Origin of the sequence: Methylobacterium mesophilicum SR1.6/6 (assembly GCF_000364445.2) — a bacterium.
Lineage (GTDB): Bacteria > Pseudomonadota > Alphaproteobacteria > Rhizobiales > Beijerinckiaceae > Methylobacterium > Methylobacterium mesophilicum_A.
Genome location: NZ_CP043538.1, coordinates 217,355 through 235,878 on the forward strand (window position 1 = coordinate 217,355; position 18,524 = coordinate 235,878).

Genomic DNA, 18,524 nt, shown 5'->3' on the forward strand with positions numbered 1-18,524 from the left:
AGATCGGCCGCACCGTCTTTGCGCGCGCAGCGAAGCAATCCAGCAGCGCCGCACCTCCGGAAGTCGCGCTGCCCTGGGTCACTTCACTGCGCGCGTGATGACGCAGCGCGCGGCATCGGCCGAGAGCTTCAATGGCCGAGAGCTTCGATCGGATGCGACGGAAGCCTGCGGCCCACGCCGCTCACGCGTCCGGCCCGACGATCTCCGCCAGCGCCGCCTCGACCCGGCCGCGGAAGAAATCCGCGTTGGGCATGTGCTCGGTCATCGCGGCGGCCCGGCCCGTCGCCTGCCGCAGGATCTCGGCGCGCAGGGCCGGGTCGGAGCGCTCCATCATCTCCAGCATGATCCGCACCACCAGCTCGGTGGCGATCGACCGGGCCGGGTGGTCGTAATTGGGCTTCGGTTCGTCCATCGCGGGCTCTCTCGAAGGGGCTCTCTCAGGAATGGATCGGCGCGTCGTGCCGGTGGAACGCCCGCACCCGCCGCCAGACCGACGTGTCGTAGTTCGAGGGCGTCTCCACTTCGCCGGTGAGCCACTTGAACAGGTCGCGGTCCGGGACCTCGATCAGCGCCTCGAACTGGTCGAGCTCGTCCTCCGACAGGTCGCCGATCTCGGCATCGGCGAAGCGGCCCATGATCAGGTCCATCTCGCGGATGCCCCGGTGCCAGGCGCGGTAGAGGAGTCGGCGGCGGCGCGGATCGAGGTCGGCGCTCGTGCGGGTGGTGCCGGACATGGATGTCGGACCTCGGCTCGGAGAATGGCAGGGCCTAGATAGGCGTCCGGGGCCGGCGGATCCAGAACGGGGCTTCTGCCGGACGGGTTACAACCGGAGCGTGGGCGGGCAAAAAGAAATTGCCTCCGCCGGACGCTCCGTTATCTCGGAGGCCAACGCCCCCGGACGGGGCGGCGAGCGGGAGTCCAACGATGCCGAAGGCGATCCGGGTCTACGAATACGGCGGTCCCGAGGTGATGCGCTTCGAGGACGTGCCCCTGGCCGAGCCCGGCCCCGGGCAGATCCGCGTCAAGCAGGCCGCCATCGGCGTCAATTTCATCGACATCTACTTCCGCACCGGCGCCTACAAGTCCCCGCACATGCCCTACACCCCCGGCAAGGAGGGTGCCGGCACCGTCACGGCGGTCGGCGAGGGCGTGACCCAGTTCAAGCCCGGCGACCGGGTCGCCTACGGCTCGGTGGCGGACGGCTGCTACGCCGAGGAGCCGGTGATCCCGGCCTCCGCGGCCGTGCCGATCCCCGACGGGGTCGACGAGAAGACCGCCGCCGCGATGATGCTCAAGGGCCTCACCGTCGAGTACCTGCTGCACCGGACCTACGCGGTGAAGCCCGGCGATACGATCCTGTGGCAGGCGGCCGCCGGCGGCGTCGGCCTGATCGCCTGCCAGTGGGCCAAGCACCTCGGCGCCACGGTGATCGGCACCGCCGGCAGCCCCGAGAAGGCGGAACTGGCCAAGCAGAACGGCTGCGACCACGTCATCCTCTACCGCGAGGAGGACGTGGCCAAGCGCGTGCGCGAGATCACCGGCGGCAAGGGCGTGCCGGTGGTCTACGACGGCGTCGGGCAGGCGACCCTGATGGGCTCGCTGGACAGCCTCGCGCCGCTCGGCCTGCTGGCGAGCTTCGGCTCGGCCTCCGGGGCGATCACCGGGCTCGACCTCGGCCTGCTCGCCCCGCGCGGCTCGCTCTACGTGACGCGCCCGACGCTCGCGACCTTCTCGGCGAACCGCGCCACCCTGGAGGAGGCCGCCGCCCGCCTGTTCAAGGTGGTCCGCGACGGCGCGGTGAAGATCGCCGTCAACGCCACCTACCCGCTGGCCGAGGCGCAGCAGGTGCACCGCGACCTCGCGGGCCGGGAGACCACCGGCTCGATCGTGATGCTGCCGTAGGGACCGGCCGTGACGCCCGGCAGCGCCGACCTGCTCCTCGTCATCGACGTGCAGGTCGATTTCCTGCCGGGCGGCGCCCTCCCCGTCCCGGGGGGCGACGCGGTGATCGGGCCGATCAACGCGATCCAGCACCGCTTCCGGCACGTGGTGCTGATGCAGGACTGGCACCCGGCCGACCACGTCTCCTTCGCCGACACCCATCCGGGGCGGGCGCCGTTCGAGACCGTGGCGCTGCCCTACGGACCGCAGGTTCTGTGGCCCCGGCACTGCGTGCAGGGCAGCCCGGGCGCGCGGTTCGCGCCGGACCTCGCCACCGACCGGGCGAGCCTCGTGGTTCGCAAGGGGCTGGATCCCCGGGTCGACAGCTACTCGGCCTTCCTGGAGGCCGACCGGACGACCCGCACCGGGCTGGCCGGGGCGCTCCGGGAGCGCGGCATCACCCGCGTCGCCCTGTGCGGGCTCGCCACCGACTTCTGCGTCGCCTGGAGCGCGCTGGACGCAAGCGACGCGGGCTTCGAGGTCTGGGTGGTGGAGGATGCGGTGCGGGGGATCGACGTGGACGGGTCGCTCGCGCAGGCCTGGGCGCGGATGGACGCGGCGGGCGTGCGCCGGATCGCGGCGGCGGAGATCGGCTGAGCCTTGGCTGAGCTCCTCCAGGTACGGGAGGCGAACCGCCGCACGGGACGCGTGAGACCGCCTCCGTCCCGAGGCGTTGGCCTGCCAGCAGCACCCGCAAGGAGCCAGTATGTCAGGCAAGCACCCGAAGACCGAGACGCCCACGGATGCCGATCTCAAGGGCAATCCCGGTATCGGCACCTCGAAGGGTATGAGCGGCGCCGATCCCGCGGATCTGCAGGCGGATTCGACCTTCGAAGGCGACGTGGACAACGAGACGAAGCTCGACGGCGGCATCGACCCGGACCACCGGCCGCGCAAGAACGCCTGATCGGCCTCACCGGGCGTTGGACGAGCGCCCGGATCTGCGGCTCGTTCAGCGGACGGGCACGCGGTCCGGTGCCTTTTCCTGCCGCAGGACGGGCGAGCGGGCGGATGTACCGACGGAGCCGGTCACGAGCCGAGCCTCGTCACCGGTCGTCGGCACATAGAGGCGACCGGGACTCGCGGTGTAGCCCCTCAGCAGGGCCGTATTGGAGGCGCTGAACTCGGAATTGCCGTCCGCGAAGGCGGCACCGGCCGAGGCGGCCAGGGTCAGCGCACAGGCCGCGACCAGGGAAGCAGGCTTCGACATGAGGCGGGTCCTCGCAGGGGTTCAGGTCCGGCGGCGCCTATCCGTACGGCGCCGCACGCCGTATCGGCAATCTGGAGACGTCTTGCCGGTGCGAAAGTGCGACATCGCACAATAGGCGCCGGGTCATAGACTAGGACTTGCAGCCGGAAATTGACTTCTGCGTCAGAGTTCTAACCCGAGTTGCAGCGGCCCGTCCGGCTCGTCCTGCGCGAAGCCCGACAGCGACACGCCGATCAGCCGCGCGCTGCGCCGCAGGGGGAACAGGCCGGCGAGCAGGTCGAGGCCGATCCGCTCCAAGCCGGCCCGGTCGGCTACGGGGCCGGGGAGCGACTTCGCCCGGGTGACCTGGGCGAAATCCGAGAACTTGAGCTTGAGGGTCACGGTCCGGGCGCGCATGCCCTTGGCGTCGGCCCCGGCCCAGACCTTGTCGAACAGCGGCGCCAGCCGGGCGGCCAGGATCTCGAAGGCGGCGGTGTCGTCCGAGAAGGTGGTCTCCGCTCCGATCGACTTGCGCACCCGGTGGGCGCGCACCGGCCGCTCGTCGATCCCGCGGGCGACCGCGTGGTAGTAGGCCCCCGCGGAGCCGAAGGTCTCGCGCAGCCGCTCGACCGTCCAGGCGCGCAGATCCGCCCCGGTCTCGATCCCGAGCCGCTTCATCTTCGCCTCGGTGACCGGGCCGACGCCGTGGAACCGGCCGATCGGCAGGGCGGCCACGAAGTCGGGCCCCATGGCGGGGGTGATGACGAACAGGGCGTCGGGCTTCCTGTGGTCGGACGCCACCTTGGCGAGGAACTTGTTGTACGAGACCCCGGCCGAGGCCACGAGCCCGGTGCGCTCCAGGATCTCGGCCCGGATCGCCTTGGCGACGGCCGTCGCGGTCGGGAGTCCAAAAAAATTCTCGGTGACGTCGAGATAGGCTTCGTCCAGGGCGACCGGCTCGATGATCGCCGTGTGGCGGGCGAAGACCGCGCGGATCTCGTCGGAGACCGCCCGGTAGACCTCGAAGCGCGGCTTCACGAACAGCAGGTCCGGGCAGAGCCGTCTTGCGGTGGCCGACGGCATGGCCGAGCGGACGCCGAACCGGCGCGCCTCGTAGCTCGCCGCCGCCACCACGCCCCGCTCCCGGGAGCCGCCCACCGCCAGCGGCAGGCCGCGCAGGGCGGGATCGTCGCGCTGCTCCACGGAGGCGTAGAACGCGTCCATGTCGATGTGGATGATTTTTCGGAGCGCGACCTCCGGATCCATCGCTGCCTCGGAGATCCGCCGTGAGTTCCTGCTCTGTTCCAGAGACGGCGGCGGGAGGGTGGGGTCAAGGTGTATTGGTCAGGGCTCAACAGGAGTCCTGTCCGCGCCCGTCATCGCGAGCGCAGCGAAGCGACCCAGGGCAGCGGGACCTCCCGGCAGCGTAGCGTCACCCTGGATTGCTTCGCGGCGCTCGCAAAGACGGGGGCCGCCGTCAGGCGACGCTGCCGTACAGGTCGTAGGCCTCGGCCCGGTCGATCTTCACGGTGACGATGTCGCCGACCCGCACCGGGCGCCGGAAGGCGGCGTGGACATTCCCGTCGATCTCCGGCGCGTCGGCCTTGGACCGGCCCTTCGCGACCCCGCCCTCGACGGCATCGACGATGATGGGCAGCCGCTTGCCGACCTTGGCCCGCTGCAGCCGGAGCGCGATGCCGTTCTGGGTCTCCATGAACCGGCGCTTGCGCTCGGCCTTCACCGCCGGCGGCACGAGGTCGCCGAGCGCGTTGGCGGTGGCGCCCGCCACCGGCTCGTACTCGAAGCAGCCGACCCGATCGAGCTTGGCCTCCTGCAGCCAGGCCAGCAGCTCCTCGAACTCGGCCTCGGTCTCGCCGGGGAAGCCGACGATGAAGGTCGAGCGGATCGCGAGGTCCGGGCAGGTCTGCCGCCAGCTCCGGATCCGGTCGAGCTGGCGCTCCTGGTTGCCGGGGCGGCGCATGCGCTTGAGCACCGACGGGCTCGCGTGCTGGAGCGGCATGTCGAGATAGGGGAGCACCTTGCCCTCGGCCATCAGCGGGATGACCTCGTCCACGTGCGGATAGGGGTAGACGTAATGCAGCCGGACCCAGGCCCCGAGCGCGCCGAGTTCCTTGGTGAGGTCGTAGAACTTCGCGCGGACCTGGCGGTCCTGCCACGGGCTCTCACTGTAGCGGATATCGACCCCGTAGGCGCTGGTGTCCTGGCTGACGACCAGCAGCTCCTTCACGCCGGCCTTCACGAGCTTCTCGGCCTCGCGCAGCACGTCGGCGGCCGGGCGGCTGACGAGGTTCCCGCGTAAAGACGGGATGATGCAGAAGCTGCAGCGGTTGCTGCACCCTTCCGAGATCTTCAGGTAGGCGTAGTGGCGCGGGGTGAGCTTGATCCCCTGGGGCGGCACGAGGTCGAGGAACGGGTCGTGGGCCGGCGGCACCGCCTCGTGGACGGCCGCCACCACCGACTCGTAGGCCTGCGGCCCGGTCACCGCCAGGAGGTCGGGGTACTTCTCGCGGATCTCCTCCGGCTGCGCGCCCATGCAGCCGGTGACGATCACCCGGCCGTTCTCCGCCATGGCCTCGCCGATGGCCGAGAGCGACTCCGCCTTGGCCGAATCGAGGAAGCCGCAGGTGTTGACGATCACCACGTCGGCCCCGTCGTGCCGGCGCGCCAGCTCGTAGCCCTCGGCCCGCAGGTGCGTGAGGATCCGCTCGGAATCGACGAGCGCCTTCGGACATCCGAGCGAGACGAACGAGATTTTGGGGGCGGCTCCGGGAGCGGGGCCGCGGGGGGCGGGCGTGGCGGTCATGGCCTTCGGATCGGGCGGTCCCGGCCGGCGACCGAAGGTCGGTCGCCCGGAGCTGAGGACGAAAAGGATCGGGGTCGCGCTTTCTATACAGGCTCCCGGCCCCCGGCGCGAGACCGGCCGCCGCAGGGGTGACCGGCCTCGTGCGCGAGTCTGACGTCGAGCCGGAAACTTGGCTGTTCGGAAGGCGTTTGCGCGCCGGTCCTGAGATCCCACATGAAGACGCGGAACGGCGGCCTGCGTCGGGCGCGCGCCCCGTCTGCGCCTCCGAGGCGGCCCCTGCGTGCAACTGCCGCTTCCCCCGCGGCATCGCCTGTGCGACGGCAGCGTGACACGATCCGCCCCACCCGCGCCCAGGACGATAGCCCGAACCCGGTCATGTGGACCCGAGAGATCCCCTTCATCGATCCCGTCGCGGCGGCCGCCCGGCTGCGCGCCCTGCCCGGGCTCGCCTTCCTCGACAGCGCCATGCGGCACGACTCCCTGGGGCGCCATTCGATCGTGGCGGCCGAGCCGTTCGCGCGCTTCCGCTACCGCGACGAGCGCGCGACCCTGGACGGGAACCCGGTCCCGGGCGGTCCGTTCGCGGCCTTGCGGGCGTGCCTCGCGCCGTACCGGATCGACCCCGACGCCGAACACCCCTTCCCCGGCGGGGCGATCGGCTACTTCGCCTACGATCTCGGCGCGGCACTGGAGCGGGTCGCGGCCCCGGCGCGGCGGGCGGGGCTCACCGACGACATCGCCCTGAACCTCTACGACACGGCCCTGGTGATCGACCACGCCGCCGGCACCTGCCGGCTCGTCGCCACCGGCTTTCCCGAACGCGACCCGGAGAGCCGGCAGGCCCGCGCGGCGGCGCGGCTCGCCCGCTTCGCGGATCGGCTCGGCGCCGCGGAACCCCCCCTCGGGACCTCCGAAGCGCCGTCGGAACCGCTCGCTTGGCACTCGAACTTCGACCGACAAGGTTATGAGGAAGCTGTCGAAAAGGTCCGTGCCTACATCCGCGCCGGCGACATCTACCAAGCCAACATCGCCCAGCGCTTCACCGCCGACCTGCCGGCCGGGTTCGACCCGTTCGCCCTCTACCGGCGCCTGCGCGCCACCAACCCGGCGACCTTCGGGGCCTACCTGGAACTGGAGGGCCTGACCGTCGCCTCGTCCTCGCCCGAGCGGTTCATCCGCCTCGACGGCCGGCACGTGGAGACGCGGCCGATCAAGGGCACCGCCCGCCGCGCGGACAACCCCTTGGACGATCCGGAGGCCGACCGGGCGGTGGCCGAGGCGCTCCAGGCCAGCGTCAAGGAGCGGGCCGAGAACGTCATGATCGTCGACCTGCTGCGCAACGACCTGTCCCGGGTCTGCAAGCCGGGCAGCGTCGCCGTCCCGACCCTGTGCGGACTGGAGACCTACGCCAACGTCCACCATCTGGTGTCGGTGGTGACCGGACAACTCCGCAACGGGCTCGACGCCCTCGACCTCCTGGAAGGGACCTTTCCGGGCGGCTCGATCACGGGGGCCCCGAAGATCCGTGCCATGGACATCATCACGGAGATCGAGGGCGACGCCCGGGAACTCTACTGCGGCGCCATCGGCCGGATCGGCTTCGACGGGGCCCTCGACACCTCGATCGCGATCCGCACGGTGTTCATGGACGACCGCCAGGCGGTCCTGCAGGCCGGCGGCGGGGTGACCCTGCTGTCGGAGCCGGGCCCGGAATACGACGAGACCCTGGCCAAGGCCGCCCGCGTGTTCGAGGCCTTCGCATGATCCTCGTCCTCGACAATTACGACTCGTTCGTCTTCAACGTCGTCCGCTACCTGGAGGAGCTCGGCGAGACGGTCCGGGTCGTGCGCAACGACGCCCTCGACGTCCCCGGCATCCGGGCCCTGGCGCCCGAGGCCCTGGTGGTCTCGCCCGGCCCCTGCACCCCCGCGGAGGCGGGGATCTCCCTGCCGGCGATCCGGGAGCTGTCGGGCGCGGTGCCGATCCTCGGCGTCTGCCTCGGCCATCAGGCGATCGGCGCGGCCTTCGGCGGCACGGTCGCGCGGGCGCAGCGCCCCCTGCACGGGCAGGCGACGCCGATCGCCCACCGGGGCGAGCGGCTGTTCTCCGGGCTGCCGGCGCCGATGCCGGTGGGGCGCTACCACTCCCTCGTGGTGACCCCCGGCCCCGAGATGGAGACGCATCTCTCGGTCGACGCGGTCTCGCAGGAGGGCGAGGTCATGGCGCTCTCGCACCGCACCCATCCGACCTATGGCATCCAGTTCCACCCGGAATCGGTCCTGACCGAGGGCGGCCACGCCCTGTTCGCCAATTTTTTGGGACTTGCCCGCGCCTGGCGCGAGAGACCGGAGGGACGCCGCGATGCTGTGGCGTGACGGCGCGATCGCGTCCGGCACCACGGCCCCCCTCGACCATACCGACCGCGGCCTGACGCTGGGCGACGGCCTGTTCGACACGGCGCTGGCGCTGGGCGGCCGCGTGGCCTTCGAGGATGCCCACGTTGCCCGGCTCGTGGCCGGCGCGGGCACGCTCGGGATCCCCGTCGATCCGGAGCGGGTCCGCCAGGCCATGCGGGCGCTGGCCGGGCAGGGCGACCGGCTCGCGATCCGGACCACGCTGACCCGCGGCTCCGGTCCGCGCGGGCTGAAGCCGCCGGACGATCCGCATCCCACCCTGTTCGCCACCGCGGCCGCCAGCACCAAGGCGGTGGCCTTCGCGCCCCTGCGCCTGTGGCCGACGCCGATCGCCCGCAACGACACCTCCCCGGCCGCACGGCTGAAGACGCTCGGCTACGGCGACGCGGTGCTGGCCGCCGGGGAGGCCGCCGCCGCCGGCTTCGACGAGGCCCTGTTCCGCAACACGCGCGGGCGCGTCGCCTGCGCGGGCACCGGCAACCTGTTCGCGCTGTTCGGCGAGACCCTGGTGACGCCGCCGCTCAGCGACGGCGTGCTGGCCGGGATCGTGCGGGCCGAAATCCTCGCCCGCGCCGCCGCGTGCGGCCTGCGCGCGGAGGAGCGGTCGCTGAGCTTGCCCGCTATCGTGGGGGCCGAAGCGGTCGTCCTGACCAATTCCCTGCGGCTCCTCGCCCCCGTGACGGCAATCGGCGACGCCGCCCTCGGGAGCGCCGGGCATCCGGCGGTGGACCGGCTCAAGGCGGCGCTGCGGGCCGCTCTGGCCCGTTCCTGCCAAGTGGCGGAGGAGATGGTCGCGTGACCGGTGCGGCGGTCGAGGCGGGGCGGCGCCGGCTCCGCTACGGGCTCGCGGCGCTCTACGCCGTCATCGGGGTGGTGCACCTCGTGGCGACCGACGCGATGCTGCCGCTGATGCCCGACTGGGTGCCGGAGCCCCGTCTCGTCATCCTGGCGACCGGCCTGTGCGAGATCGCGGGCGCCGCCGGGCTGCTCACCGGCCGGTTCCGCCGCGCCGCCGCGATCGGCCTCGCCCTCTACGCGGTCTGCGTCTACCCGGCCAATCTCAAGCACGCCTTCGCGCATGTCCACGTGGCGGGCATCCCGGATTCCTGGTGGTACCACGGCCCGCGCCTGGCGTTTCAGCCGGTCTTCGTCTGGATGGCGCTGTGGGCCGGCGGGCTGCTCGACTGGCCGTTCCGCGGATGGACGAGATCTGTCCGCGGGGCGACCAAGATGTCCGCGGCCGCGCCGCCGCCAGGCGCAGCTCCGCGGCCCGACGGGCCAGCAACCGCCCGGGAACCGTGATCCCAGGATCCTGTGATCCCAGGATCACGGCAGGCTTTGATCCCTGGATCCCGGGCGATATGTTGCCGGCCAGCTGCCGCGCGCGACGGAATACCGTGCCGCCCGGCCACAATACGGGCGAGCGACATGACGAGGCGCCGAGACCCGGGCCGGACGCGCCCGCCCCTGCCGGATACGGTGCCGGATCGCGACGCCGTCGAGCGGGCCCTGGAGGCCGTCCTCGACCGCCTGCGCCCGAAGCCGGTCAGCGCCGCCACCGACCCGGCGCGGGCGAGCGCGCGGCGGAAGGGGCGCCCCGGCGACGAGACGCGCTGAGGGGGTGATCGGGTCCCGCGCCTAGAGCGCTCTCCGCCGAAGTGGACGCCGGTTCGGCGCAAGACAGCGCGTTACAATAAAGGCCTAGAGCCGTGCCCGATCGCGTTGCGATCGGGCACGGCTCTAGGGGAAAAGGTTCCTCCACAGGGCGAAGATATCGTCCGGCCATCGTCCGGATACGTCCCGCTGGACCGGCGTTCCCCGTCCGGAAGCCGCGCGATCCCTGAGCGGCCCCACCGGAGACAGACCGCATGGCCAAGCAGAAGACGCTGCACGACGCCTTCTACGAGACCCTGAAGGACGTCTACTATGCCGAGAAGCAATCCGTGAAAGCCCTCAAGAAGTCCGCCAAGGCCGCGGAGCACGCGGACCTGCGCCAGGCCTTCGAGACCCATGCCGAGGAGAGCGCCCAGCAGGTCGAGCGCCTGACGCAGGTGTTCGAGATCATCGGCAAGCCCGCCCGGGCCAAGACCTGCGAGGCGATGCAGGGGATCGTCTCCGAGATGGAGGAGGACCTCGACGACTTCGCGGACAGCCCGGCCGCCGACGCGGTGCTGGCGGCCTGCGCCCAGGCGGTGGAGCATTACGAGATCGCCCGCTACGGCACCCTGAAGACCTGGGCCGGCCAGCTCGGCTACGCGGAGGCCGCCCAGCTCCTCGACGAGACCCTGCAGGAGGAGAAGAAGACCGACGCGCTCCTCTCCAAGATCGCCGAATCGATCAACGCCGCCGGCGCGGCGGAGGACGACGCGGAGCCGTCCAAGGGCAAGGGCAGGAAGGCCGCCTGAACGGCGACCACCGGAACGCCGCCGACGCTGCCGCACGCGGCGGCGTCGGACGTGTTGCGGGCCGGTGCGACGGGCCGGGGGTCGGGGCGCCGCGGAACGACGTCGTAGGGCGGAGCTGCTGGCCCGCGATCGTCCGATCCGCTCGCGGCAGCATGCGGCCCGACCGAGATCGGTCTTTTACACTGTCACGACGCTTTTAAGTCATAGACATTTCAAAGCGATTGCAGATCAACCGGTCGATAGACTTTAAACTCTCGCCAGCGGAAGCTTTTTCGGTCGGCGGAAGCATTCACCGATCGGCGATCTCAGACTTGCTGGTGATGATTCCGCGCCATAAAAGATCTATCGATACCGACGATGCGATATTTCCGAACACAGCGCGCGCATTCTTTCCGGACATGCCCGACATGAATATACTGAAAAATATAAAAACACTGACCAAGATCACAATACCGTTCGTCATGACGACGCTGGTGAGCGCAGTCATCGTCATCTACGCGCTGAATACCATGAACGGGATCAGGGCGCGGAGCGGCTACGTCGCGGAGTATCTCACCGTCCGGCTGGCCGGCCTGCAGAATGCCCGGATCCATCTCGGCGACGCCGCGCTCATGAACCGCACCCTCATCATCGGCGAACCCAAGGCCGAGCTCACCACGTTCGAGAACCGCTACAACGAGGCCGCGAAGGCGACGCTCGATGACCTCGATCGCCTCATCGCCGCGTCGCGGTCGGCCGACGACGCGGAGAAGGCCCAGCAGATCCGCCGGATCGCCGCACCGCTGTTCGAGATCGTGGCGAACAGCAACACGGCGGCCCTCGATGACGACCGCGAGGCCGCCATCCAGATCGCGCTGAAGGACGCGCTCGGGCTGCGCAAGGCCTTCCACGCGGCGATGCAGACCCAGGTCGCGGAGCTGGAACGCCGGATCGATGACGGCAAGCAGGCCACGCAGGCCGAGGTGGAGCGCGCCACCACCATCCTGATCGCCACGGCCGTGACGGGGCTGCTCGCCGCCCTGGGCGCCGCCGGCGCGATCGCGGTGTTCGGGATCACGCGCCCCCTCGACCGCTTGGTCGCGGCCCTGCAGCGCATGGCGGGCGGCGAGACCGACGCCGCGCTGGCGGAAGCGGCGCGGCGGGACGAGATCGGCGCGGTCGGCCGGGCCGTCGAGGGGATCAAGGCCATGGTCGCCCGCGGCGCGGCCGAGGCGGCGGAGCGGCGGCACGCGGACGAGGCCGCCGCCGCCGCGGCGCGCAAGCGCGCCACGCTGGACCTGGCCGACGCCTTCGAGCGGGCGGTGGCGGGTCTCGTCGGGCTGGTCTCGTCGGCGGCCGCGACCCTGCAGGACACCGCCCGCCGGATGTCGGACACCGCCCAGGAGACCGCCCGGCGGTCCACGGCCGTGGCGGCCGCCGCCGAACAGGCGGGGTCCAACGTCGACACGGTGGCGGCCGCCACCGAGGAACTCGGGACGTCCGTCCAGGAGATCGGCCGGCAGGTGGCGGGCTCGACCGGCCTCGCCCGGACGGCGGTCGGCGAAGCCGATCAGACCGCCGCGCTGGTCGCCGCGCTGAGCGAGGCCGCCGCCCGGGTCGGCGGCGTGGTGCAGCTGATCTCGGGCATCGCGGCCCAGACCAATCTGCTGGCGCTCAACGCGACGATCGAGGCCGCCCGGGCCGGCGAGGCGGGCCGGGGCTTCGCGGTCGTGGCCGCCGAGGTGAAGGATCTGGCCGGGCAGACCGCCAGGGCCACCCAGGAGATCGCCGGCCAGATGGCCCAGATCCAGGGCGCGACCGGCGAGGCGGTGGGCGCCATCGCCACGATCACGGGTCGCATCCGCGAGATCGACGCCGTCGCGGCGACGATCGCGGCGGCCGTGGAGGAGCAGGGGGCGGCCACCCAGGAGATCGTCCGCAATGTCGGCCAGGCCTCGGCCGGGACCCGGGAGGTCACGGGCAACATCGCCGGCGTGGCCCAGGCCTCCGAGCAGACCGGGCGGGCCGCCGACCACGTGCTCGCGGCGGCCGCGGACCTGTCACGCCACGCCGAACAGCTCTCGGCCGAGGTCGAACGTTTCCTCGGCACCGTGCGGGCCGCCTGAGCGGCGGCGGTTCAGTTCGCCTTCTCGATGGCGCTGAGCGGCGTCCAGTAGCAGCGGTCCTGCGAGTCCTTCAGGGCGATGCAGCCGTAGGTCATCGTCCGGTTCTCCAGCCGGACCTCCTCGCCGAGCTTCCAGGACCGGCACTCGCCGCTGGCGAGGCTGACCTTGAGGAGCTGGCCGAACGCCTCCTCCTCGCCGGCCATGACGAGCTTGAACAGGCGGTCCGTGACCTCCTGCGTGTGGCAGCCGAATCGCTCGTTCACGATCGTCTCGGCTCCGGCGGGGCGGGACAGGGCGGCCACCGTGAGGGCGGCGAGGAGGGGAAGGGCAAGACGCATGCGCGGAACATATCCACCGGCCGGCGCCTGTCGAGCCCTCGGAGGCAGCCGCCGCCGCGGATGATCGCCGCGCCCGCTCACGGGTCCCGCGCAGCCTCGGCGCGCTTCACCGCCTGCCACGCGGCCTCCATGGCGGGCAGGTCCGAGCGGCCGAGCGCGCCTCCGGCCGCCCGCAGCTGCTCCGCCATGGCGGCGAAGCGGCGCTCGAACTTGGCGGTGCCGTCGCGAAGCGCCGCCTCCGGGTCGATCCCGGCATGCCGGGCGAGGTTGGCCACCGAGAACAGCAGGTCGCCGATCTCCTCGGACAGGGCCCCGGTATCGCCCGCCGCCAGGGCCTCGGCGACCTCGTCGGTCTCCTCGCGGACCTTGCCGACGACCTGGACGGCGTCGTCCCAGTCGAACCCGTAGGCGGCCGCCCGCCGCGAGACCTTCTCGGCCCGGGCGAGGGCCGGCAGCGCGCGGGCGACGCCGCCGAGCGGGTCGGGGGGCGCCTCGCCCCGGTCGGCGTGCCGGAGCGCCCGCTCCTGCGCCTTGATCGCGGCCCACTGCGCCTCGACCTGCGCCGGGTCGCGCAGCGGCGAGCCCTCGGGCAGAAGCCCGCCGTCGGGGGTGAACACGTGCGGATGGCGGCGGATCAGCTTGTCGCCGATCGCGCGCGCCACGTCGTCGAACGCGAAGGCGCCCGCCTCCTCGGCCATGCGGGCGTGGAACACCACCTGGAGGAGCAGGTCGCCGAGTTCGTCGCGCAGGTCGGCGCGGTCGCCCCGCGCCACGGCGTCGGCGACCTCGTAGGCCTCCTCGATCGTGTAGGGCACGACGGTTTCGAAGGTCTGCGCCACGTCCCAGGCGCATCCGCGGTCCGGATCGCGCAGGGCCGCCATCAGGCGCAGGAGCCTGTGCAGGGGCGATTCCCCCGGAATCTGCTCCGGCGCCGGTCCCGGCTCGCGTGCGTCGCTCATGCGGAAGGCGTTAGAGCATGGGGCACGAAACGGAAATCCACCCCTCGCGCGAACTCACGCGCGCCTTACCCGGGCGTCGCGTTCGCGCACCTGCTCGTCCTGCAGGGCGTTGAGGTAGCCGGTCAGGCGTCCGCTGACCGCCGGATCGGCGCACTGGACCCAGAGCGGGGCGGGAAGCGTGCGGACGGGCAGGCGCAGCAGGAAGGTCTCCGCCGACAGGGCAGCCTCCCGCTCGGAGGCGGCGGCGAGAAGGCGGGCGCCCGCCTGCGTGCCGATCAGGATCGCGATCGTTGCCATGGGACACCCACACCCTGCGCCGACAACGGCCGCCGGCCCCAAGCGTTGCGCAAGTCGTCGCGCAAGGCGTCGCGAAGGCGTCGGGCCTGTCGTTGCGCCTGTCTCAGCTGGTCGGCCGGATGCAGAGCGGTTCCCGGGCGAGCGCGAGGCTGAACGACCAGAGGATCTGCCCGACCTCGTCCATCAGCACCGCCCCGGTCAGGAGCATGCCGGCGGCCTTGCGGCAGAGGTCCCGGGCTCCGCGGATCGCGGCTTCCGCGTCCTCCGCCTCCAGGCGGTCGCTGGCGAAGGCGAGGCCGCAGCGGCCGTCCGCGTGCTCTAGGGTGCGTCGGAGATGATAGGCCGGCATCGCTCTGCCCACTCCGCGGTGATCGACCGGCCGCCCGCGATGCGGGCCTCTACGGCAAGCCGAGGCTACGGGCTGCGGCGGATGTCGGAGTTGACCCATGTTAAAGGGAATCGCATTCGTCCGCCCGCGGGGGCCCGGTGTCCGGTCCACGGTGTCGCAGGGCGTCCGGGGCGCCGCAGCCGGCCGCTGCGCGAGGTCCGCGCCAGGCCGTGCCGGGTCTTGTTCCAGCGGTCCGGGGCGCGGATCAGCTCGACCAGCGCGAGCCACGCGGCCAGGCTGACCATCAGGTAGTAGGCGGGCATCCAGAGGACCGATTGGGCGAGGTCGCCCCAGCCGCGACGGGCGCAGCCGAGCAGCGCCGGCAGCACCAGGGCCGCGAGCCCCGTCCCGAACAGCGTGATGGACAGCCCCGTGACGAGGTTGTCCAGGAAGGCGGACGCGGCCGGGACGTCCTGGATCAGCAGGGACCAGACCGCCAGGGCGAGGCACACCGGATAGGCCAGCGCCGAGGCTACGGTGCCCGGGACCAGCGCGACGGCGCAGAGCGCCTCGAGGCCGCCGAGGCTGTGCGCGTTGGCCAGCGGGCGGCGCCCGTGGGTGAGGCTCGTCTGGATCAGGCCCTTCAGCCAGCGGGTGCGCTGGGCGAGCCAGGGCGCGAACCGGGCCGGCGCCTCCTCGAGCGTGGTGCTGGGCAGGTCGCCGACGGTGTAGCCCGCCAGGGCGAGGCGCAGGCCGAGATCGGCATCCTCGGTGACGTTGAAGGCATCCCAGCCGCCCAGCGCCCGCAGCACCCCGGTGCGCAGGTGCATCGAGGTGCCGCCCAGCGGCACCGGCAGCCCGCAGCGGGCCAGCGCCGGGTTCAGGACATCGAACAGGCCCGCATATTCGAGGGCGAAGGCGCGGGCGATCCGCGAATCGCCGGCATTGTCGATCACGAGGCGCCCCTGGAGGCAGGCGGTGCTGTCGGGAAGGCGCGCGAACAGGGCGGCCGCCAGCCGCAGCTGCCCGGGATCGGGGGCGTCCTCGGCGTCGTAGACGGTGAGCAGCGCGCCGCGGGCGAGCGGCAGGGCGACGTTGAGCGCCCGGGGCTTGGTGCGCGGGGCGCCCGGCGGCACCGTGATCACCGCGAACCGGGCCGGCAGGGGGATGCGGGCGAGGGCCGCCGCGGTCTCGGCATCGTCCCGCTCGATGAGGAGCGTGATGTCGAGCTTGGCCGGCGGATAGTCCAGGGCGGCCAGCGCCCGGATCAGCTGGGGCACCACCGCGGCCTCGCGATGGAGGGGAACCAGCACCGTGTAGACCGGCAGGTCCGCATCGGCGAGCGGCGCCACGGCCCCGTCCGCCATCGCCACCGGCGCCGGGATGGCCAGGGCCGCGAGCCGCAGCGTCGTCATGCCCAGGAACAGGCACTGCGCGGCGAGGGCCGCGGCGCGGACGAGCGGCGCCGGGAGGGCCGCGCACAGGCAGAGCCCCGCGGCGAGCGCGAGGACGAGGAGCATCAGCCACCAGACGGCCGGCTCTCGCGCCGTGGCCCGCTCGGGCATCCGCCGCCGCAGGTCGTTGGCGGCATGATCGGCCACCTGCCCGGGGATCGCGGCGAACACCGCTTCGCGCAGATGGGTCGGGCTGGTGATCGCCGGCCGGGCGATGCGGTGGGCGCCATCGAGGAGGTCCGCGATCGCCCGGCCGCGGGGCGCCAGCACGCAGGGTGCCACCGAACCGAGGGCCAGCGGGGCGAGGCCGGTGACGAGGCTCCCCGGGAAGGTGAGGCCCAGGCCGAACGCGATCGGCCCGTCGAGGTAGGGGGCGTCGAGCGCCCGGGCGAGGGCCCGGTAATACGTCGCCTCGGCCATCAGGCCCCCGTTGAGCAGGGCGGTCGCCGCGTCCGTCCCGGCGGCGGCGGCCTCCGCGGCGGCGCGGGCGAGCAGGCGGCCGTCGACGCCCTGCGCGAGAAGGAAGGCGACCTCCGGCGGCAGGGCAGCCTGCGCCGCAGGCGGGCGCTGGAACGACACGCCGCGCGCTCCCCCGGTGGCCTCGGGACGTGGTAGAGGGGGCGGGTGAGCCAGTCCCCCTCCCCCGCTCCGAGAGGAGCACCGCCCCCGCCCCGTCGTCAAGAGCGCGTGGGATCCTTGTCCCATCCTGGCTCGCGGCTGCCGCACTCGTCGTCGGCTTGGGCTGCGGGTCGCAGTGCGTCGGTGCCGCCGCCCAGACCGCCCCGCCGTCTGCCCAGCCGTCCGCACCGCAGACCGCGGCTCCGGCGGCCACGCCCGCCGTCGCGGTGCCGGATTTCTGGAACCCGCGCAGCCGCGGCGAGCGGGTGGACGCCCCCCAGACCGGCCGCGCCGTCCGCTTCCTCACCGACGACGAGTTCCCGCCGCTGCACTTCGCCGGGCCGGACGGCAACCCCACCGGCTTCGTGGTCGAGCTCGCCCGGGCCGTGTGCGAGAAGCTGACGATCTCCTGCACGGTGCAGGCGCGCCGGTTCGACACCCTCCTGGACGCCCTCGACGGCAAGCAGGGCGACGTGGTCGCGGCGGCGATTCCCCTGACCGCGACGCTGCGGGAAAAATTCCTGTCGACGCGCCCGTATTTCCGCTGGCCGGCGCGCTTCGCCGCCCGGACCGACAGGGGCCTCCCCGTCCCCTCGGCGGCGGCGCTCGCCGGCCGCAGCGTCGGGGTCATCGCCGGCAGCGCCCATGCCGCCTACCTTAAGGCGTTCTTCCCGAAGGCCGTACCGAGGGACTTCGCCGACCTCGCGGCCGCCGAGAGCGCGCTCAAGCGCGGCGAGATCGACTACCTCTTCGCCGACGGCCTGAACCTCGCGCTCTATGTCGGCGGCCAGGACGCGGAGTCGTGCTGCGCGCTGATCGGCGGCGACTACCTGGAGAACCGATACTTCGGGGAGGGCATCGGCCTGATCACCCGCCAGGAGGACGCCGCCCTCTCCCGGGCGCTGGACGACGCGCTCCAGCGGGTGTGGGACGACGGCAAATACACCGAATTGTACCTGCGGTTCTTCCCCGTCAGCCCGTTCTGAGGGCTTTCATCGCGGGCGGGAATCGGGGATCCTGCCCGCCGGGCTTCGGCTGTCGGATTGCACCATGACGGATCTGCTCGAACTGGCCATGGCGAAGGCGCGCGACCTGCCTCCGGACCGACAGGACGAGATCGCTCGCCTGCTTCTGGCCTTCGTGGGTGACGAGGGCCCCGTCTACCAGTTCACCCCGGAGGAAGAGGCGGAGCTCGACGAAGCTGATGCCGCCGAGGCGCGGGGCGACTACGCGACCGACGCGGAGGTGCGCGCCATCTGGGCCAAGCATGGCCTGTGAAGCTGCTGCTGACCCGCCCCGCGGCAGCTCAGCTCGACAGGGTGCTTACCTATATCGATGTGCTGAACCCGCAGGGCGCGCGTCACGTCCTGCAACGCGTTCAGGCTGCGATGGATCTACTTCTGCAACATCCCTTCGCGGGCTCAACGACCGCGCGACCCGGAGTTCGGCGGCTCCTCGTACGCCCTTACCCCTACGCGATCACGTATCGCGTCCGCGCAGGCGAAGTCGTCATACTGGGCATCCGGCACAGCGCGCGCCGGTCGCAAGTCTGACCGCGCTCTGCTGATCGTGCCATCGTCGCTGCGGGTGATCGTGGCCCCGCATTGCACCGCCAGACGTTCCGCTCCAATGCGAACCGCTCTAGGGTGGG

The 18,524-nt window shown here is 72.2% G+C and carries 23 protein-coding genes; 13 read left to right on the top strand and 10 right to left on the bottom strand.

What is annotated here, in order from left to right; translation table 11 throughout:
- Positions 1–181: 181 nt before the first annotated feature.
- Both MMSR116_RS01010 and MMSR116_RS01015 read right to left on the bottom strand, forming a co-directional pair.
- Positions 182–412: a hypothetical protein gene (locus tag MMSR116_RS01010; RefSeq protein ID WP_010686822.1), complete on the bottom strand. Its 231-nt coding sequence runs from the start codon at positions 410–412 to the stop codon at positions 182–184.
- Positions 413–437: 25 nt separating this feature from the next.
- Positions 438–734: a succinate dehydrogenase assembly factor 2 gene (locus MMSR116_RS01015; protein WP_010686821.1), complete on the bottom strand. Its 297-nt coding sequence runs from the start codon at positions 732–734 to the stop codon at positions 438–440.
- Positions 735–925: 191 nt separating this feature from the next.
- Here MMSR116_RS01015 and MMSR116_RS01020 point away from each other — a divergent pair, with 191 nt between their 5' ends.
- The 3 genes from MMSR116_RS01020 to MMSR116_RS01030 all read left to right on the top strand — a co-directional run bounded on the left by MMSR116_RS01020 (position 926) and on the right by MMSR116_RS01030 (position 2,849).
- Positions 926–1,903, top strand: a complete 978-nt coding sequence (locus MMSR116_RS01020; RefSeq protein ID WP_010686820.1) for a quinone oxidoreductase family protein — start codon at positions 926–928, stop codon at positions 1,901–1,903.
- A 9-nt stretch (positions 1,904–1,912) separates the two neighbouring features.
- Positions 1,913–2,539, top strand: coding sequence for a bifunctional nicotinamidase/pyrazinamidase (gene pncA / locus MMSR116_RS01025; protein WP_010686819.1), 627 nt, complete (start codon positions 1,913–1,915; stop codon positions 2,537–2,539).
- A 109-nt stretch (positions 2,540–2,648) separates the two neighbouring features.
- A complete protein-coding gene (locus MMSR116_RS01030) occupies positions 2,649–2,849 on the top strand; it encodes a hypothetical protein (RefSeq protein ID WP_010686818.1) in 201 nt (66 codons plus the stop codon).
- 45 nt (positions 2,850–2,894) lie between these two features.
- Here MMSR116_RS01030 and MMSR116_RS01035 read toward each other — a convergent pair whose 3' ends face one another.
- From MMSR116_RS01035 to rimO, 3 genes are all read right to left on the bottom strand, one after another.
- A complete protein-coding gene (locus MMSR116_RS01035; protein ID WP_010686817.1) occupies positions 2,895–3,152 on the bottom strand; it encodes a hypothetical protein in 258 nt (85 codons plus the stop codon).
- 162 nt (positions 3,153–3,314) lie between these two features.
- Positions 3,315–4,397 carry a DNA polymerase IV gene (dinB, locus tag MMSR116_RS01040; RefSeq protein ID WP_010686816.1) on the bottom strand — a complete coding sequence of 361 codons (1,083 nt, stop codon included), beginning with the start codon at positions 4,395–4,397 and terminating at the stop codon, positions 3,315–3,317.
- 211 nt (positions 4,398–4,608) lie between these two features.
- Positions 4,609–5,955 carry a 30S ribosomal protein S12 methylthiotransferase RimO gene (gene rimO, locus MMSR116_RS01045; protein ID WP_010686815.1) on the bottom strand — a complete coding sequence of 449 codons (1,347 nt, stop codon included), beginning with the start codon at positions 5,953–5,955 and terminating at the stop codon, positions 4,609–4,611.
- Positions 5,956–6,330: 375 nt separating this feature from the next.
- Between rimO and pabB the strand changes: the two genes are divergently transcribed.
- The 7 genes from pabB to MMSR116_RS01080 all read left to right on the top strand — a co-directional run bounded on the left by pabB (position 6,331) and on the right by MMSR116_RS01080 (position 12,879).
- Positions 6,331–7,719, top strand: a complete 1,389-nt coding sequence (gene pabB, locus MMSR116_RS01050; RefSeq protein WP_010686814.1) for an aminodeoxychorismate synthase component I — start codon at positions 6,331–6,333, stop codon at positions 7,717–7,719.
- Entirely contained in the window at positions 7,716–8,330 is a 615-nt protein-coding gene (locus tag MMSR116_RS01055; RefSeq protein ID WP_010686813.1) for an anthranilate synthase component II, read from the top strand. Before pabB ends, MMSR116_RS01055 begins: the two co-directional genes overlap by 4 nt.
- The gene (locus MMSR116_RS01060) at positions 8,317–9,168 is read left to right on the top strand and encodes an aminotransferase class IV (protein WP_010686812.1); all 852 of its coding nucleotides are present in this window, start codon (positions 8,317–8,319) and stop codon (positions 9,166–9,168) included. The genes MMSR116_RS01055 and MMSR116_RS01060 overlap by 14 nt, the downstream gene beginning before the upstream one ends.
- Positions 9,165–9,671, top strand: coding sequence for a DoxX family protein (locus MMSR116_RS01065; protein ID WP_010686811.1), 507 nt, complete (start codon positions 9,165–9,167; stop codon positions 9,669–9,671). Before MMSR116_RS01060 ends, MMSR116_RS01065 begins: the two co-directional genes overlap by 4 nt.
- 126 nt (positions 9,672–9,797) lie before the next feature.
- Positions 9,798–9,986, top strand: coding sequence for a hypothetical protein (locus tag MMSR116_RS01070; protein ID WP_039894605.1), 189 nt, complete (start codon positions 9,798–9,800; stop codon positions 9,984–9,986).
- Positions 9,987–10,237: 251 nt separating this feature from the next.
- Entirely contained in the window at positions 10,238–10,774 is a 537-nt protein-coding gene (locus tag MMSR116_RS01075) for a ferritin-like domain-containing protein (protein WP_010686810.1), read from the top strand.
- A gap of 407 nt (positions 10,775–11,181) precedes the next feature.
- Positions 11,182–12,879 (top strand): methyl-accepting chemotaxis protein, encoded by a 1,698-nt coding sequence (locus MMSR116_RS01080; RefSeq protein WP_010686809.1) that lies wholly within the window; start codon positions 11,182–11,184, stop codon positions 12,877–12,879.
- A gap of 11 nt (positions 12,880–12,890) precedes the next feature.
- On the opposite strand, the gene MMSR116_RS01085 is transcribed toward MMSR116_RS01080, so the two are convergent.
- The 5 genes from MMSR116_RS01085 to MMSR116_RS01105 form a co-directional block, all read right to left on the bottom strand.
- Complete coding sequence (locus MMSR116_RS01085) at positions 12,891–13,217, bottom strand: hypothetical protein (protein ID WP_010686808.1); 327 nt, start codon at positions 13,215–13,217, stop codon at positions 12,891–12,893.
- Between the two features lie 77 nt (positions 13,218–13,294).
- Complete coding sequence (gene mazG, locus MMSR116_RS01090; protein WP_010686807.1) at positions 13,295–14,176, bottom strand: nucleoside triphosphate pyrophosphohydrolase; 882 nt, start codon at positions 14,174–14,176, stop codon at positions 13,295–13,297.
- Between the two features lie 54 nt (positions 14,177–14,230).
- Positions 14,231–14,473: a hypothetical protein gene (locus MMSR116_RS01095; protein WP_010686806.1), complete on the bottom strand. Its 243-nt coding sequence runs from the start codon at positions 14,471–14,473 to the stop codon at positions 14,231–14,233.
- Between the two features lie 103 nt (positions 14,474–14,576).
- Positions 14,577–14,822, bottom strand: coding sequence for a hypothetical protein (locus MMSR116_RS01100; protein WP_010686805.1), 246 nt, complete (start codon positions 14,820–14,822; stop codon positions 14,577–14,579).
- 65 nt (positions 14,823–14,887) lie between these two features.
- Positions 14,888–16,834: a glycosyltransferase family 2 protein gene (locus tag MMSR116_RS01105; RefSeq protein ID WP_010686804.1), complete on the bottom strand. Its 1,947-nt coding sequence runs from the start codon at positions 16,832–16,834 to the stop codon at positions 14,888–14,890.
- A 158-nt stretch (positions 16,835–16,992) separates the two neighbouring features.
- Between MMSR116_RS01105 and MMSR116_RS01110 the strand changes: the two genes are divergently transcribed.
- The 3 genes from MMSR116_RS01110 to MMSR116_RS01120 all read left to right on the top strand — a co-directional run bounded on the left by MMSR116_RS01110 (position 16,993) and on the right by MMSR116_RS01120 (position 18,426).
- Positions 16,993–17,859 carry a transporter substrate-binding domain-containing protein gene (locus MMSR116_RS01110; RefSeq protein ID WP_432419885.1) on the top strand — a complete coding sequence of 289 codons (867 nt, stop codon included), beginning with the start codon at positions 16,993–16,995 and terminating at the stop codon, positions 17,857–17,859.
- A 64-nt stretch (positions 17,860–17,923) separates the two neighbouring features.
- A complete protein-coding gene (locus MMSR116_RS01115; protein WP_010686802.1) occupies positions 17,924–18,151 on the top strand; it encodes a hypothetical protein in 228 nt (75 codons plus the stop codon).
- Entirely contained in the window at positions 18,148–18,426 is a 279-nt protein-coding gene (locus MMSR116_RS01120) for a type II toxin-antitoxin system RelE/ParE family toxin (protein ID WP_039894603.1), read from the top strand. Before MMSR116_RS01115 ends, MMSR116_RS01120 begins: the two co-directional genes overlap by 4 nt.
- Positions 18,427–18,524 lie beyond the last annotated feature (98 nt).

Bases quoted from the DNA above. Each gene is read 5' to 3' on its own strand.
- MMSR116_RS01010 (WP_010686822.1), bottom strand. From the start codon at position 412: ATGGACGAACCGAAGCCCAATTACGACCACCCGGCCCGGTCGATCGCC.
- MMSR116_RS01015 (WP_010686821.1), bottom strand. From the start codon at position 734: ATGTCCGGCACCACCCGCACGAGCGCCGACCTCGATCCGCGCCGCCGC.
- MMSR116_RS01020 (WP_010686820.1), top strand. From the start codon at position 926: ATGCCGAAGGCGATCCGGGTCTACGAATACGGCGGTCCCGAGGTGATG.
- MMSR116_RS01030 (WP_010686818.1), top strand. From the start codon at position 2,649: ATGTCAGGCAAGCACCCGAAGACCGAGACGCCCACGGATGCCGATCTC.
- MMSR116_RS01035 (WP_010686817.1), bottom strand. From the start codon at position 3,152: ATGTCGAAGCCTGCTTCCCTGGTCGCGGCCTGTGCGCTGACCCTGGCC.
- dinB (WP_010686816.1), bottom strand. From the start codon at position 4,397: ATGGATCCGGAGGTCGCGCTCCGAAAAATCATCCACATCGACATGGAC.
- rimO (WP_010686815.1), bottom strand. From the start codon at position 5,955: ATGACCGCCACGCCCGCCCCCCGCGGCCCCGCTCCCGGAGCCGCCCCC.
- pabB (WP_010686814.1), top strand. From the start codon at position 6,331: ATGTGGACCCGAGAGATCCCCTTCATCGATCCCGTCGCGGCGGCCGCC.
- MMSR116_RS01055 (WP_010686813.1), top strand. From the start codon at position 7,716: ATGATCCTCGTCCTCGACAATTACGACTCGTTCGTCTTCAACGTCGTC.
- MMSR116_RS01060 (WP_010686812.1), top strand. From the start codon at position 8,317: ATGCTGTGGCGTGACGGCGCGATCGCGTCCGGCACCACGGCCCCCCTC.
- MMSR116_RS01070 (WP_039894605.1), top strand. From the start codon at position 9,798: ATGACGAGGCGCCGAGACCCGGGCCGGACGCGCCCGCCCCTGCCGGAT.
- MMSR116_RS01075 (WP_010686810.1), top strand. From the start codon at position 10,238: ATGGCCAAGCAGAAGACGCTGCACGACGCCTTCTACGAGACCCTGAAG.
- MMSR116_RS01080 (WP_010686809.1), top strand. From the start codon at position 11,182: ATGAATATACTGAAAAATATAAAAACACTGACCAAGATCACAATACCG.
- MMSR116_RS01085 (WP_010686808.1), bottom strand. From the start codon at position 13,217: ATGCGTCTTGCCCTTCCCCTCCTCGCCGCCCTCACGGTGGCCGCCCTG.
- mazG (WP_010686807.1), bottom strand. From the start codon at position 14,176: ATGAGCGACGCACGCGAGCCGGGACCGGCGCCGGAGCAGATTCCGGGG.
- MMSR116_RS01095 (WP_010686806.1), bottom strand. From the start codon at position 14,473: ATGGCAACGATCGCGATCCTGATCGGCACGCAGGCGGGCGCCCGCCTT.
- MMSR116_RS01100 (WP_010686805.1), bottom strand. From the start codon at position 14,822: ATGCCGGCCTATCATCTCCGACGCACCCTAGAGCACGCGGACGGCCGC.
- MMSR116_RS01115 (WP_010686802.1), top strand. From the start codon at position 17,924: ATGACGGATCTGCTCGAACTGGCCATGGCGAAGGCGCGCGACCTGCCT.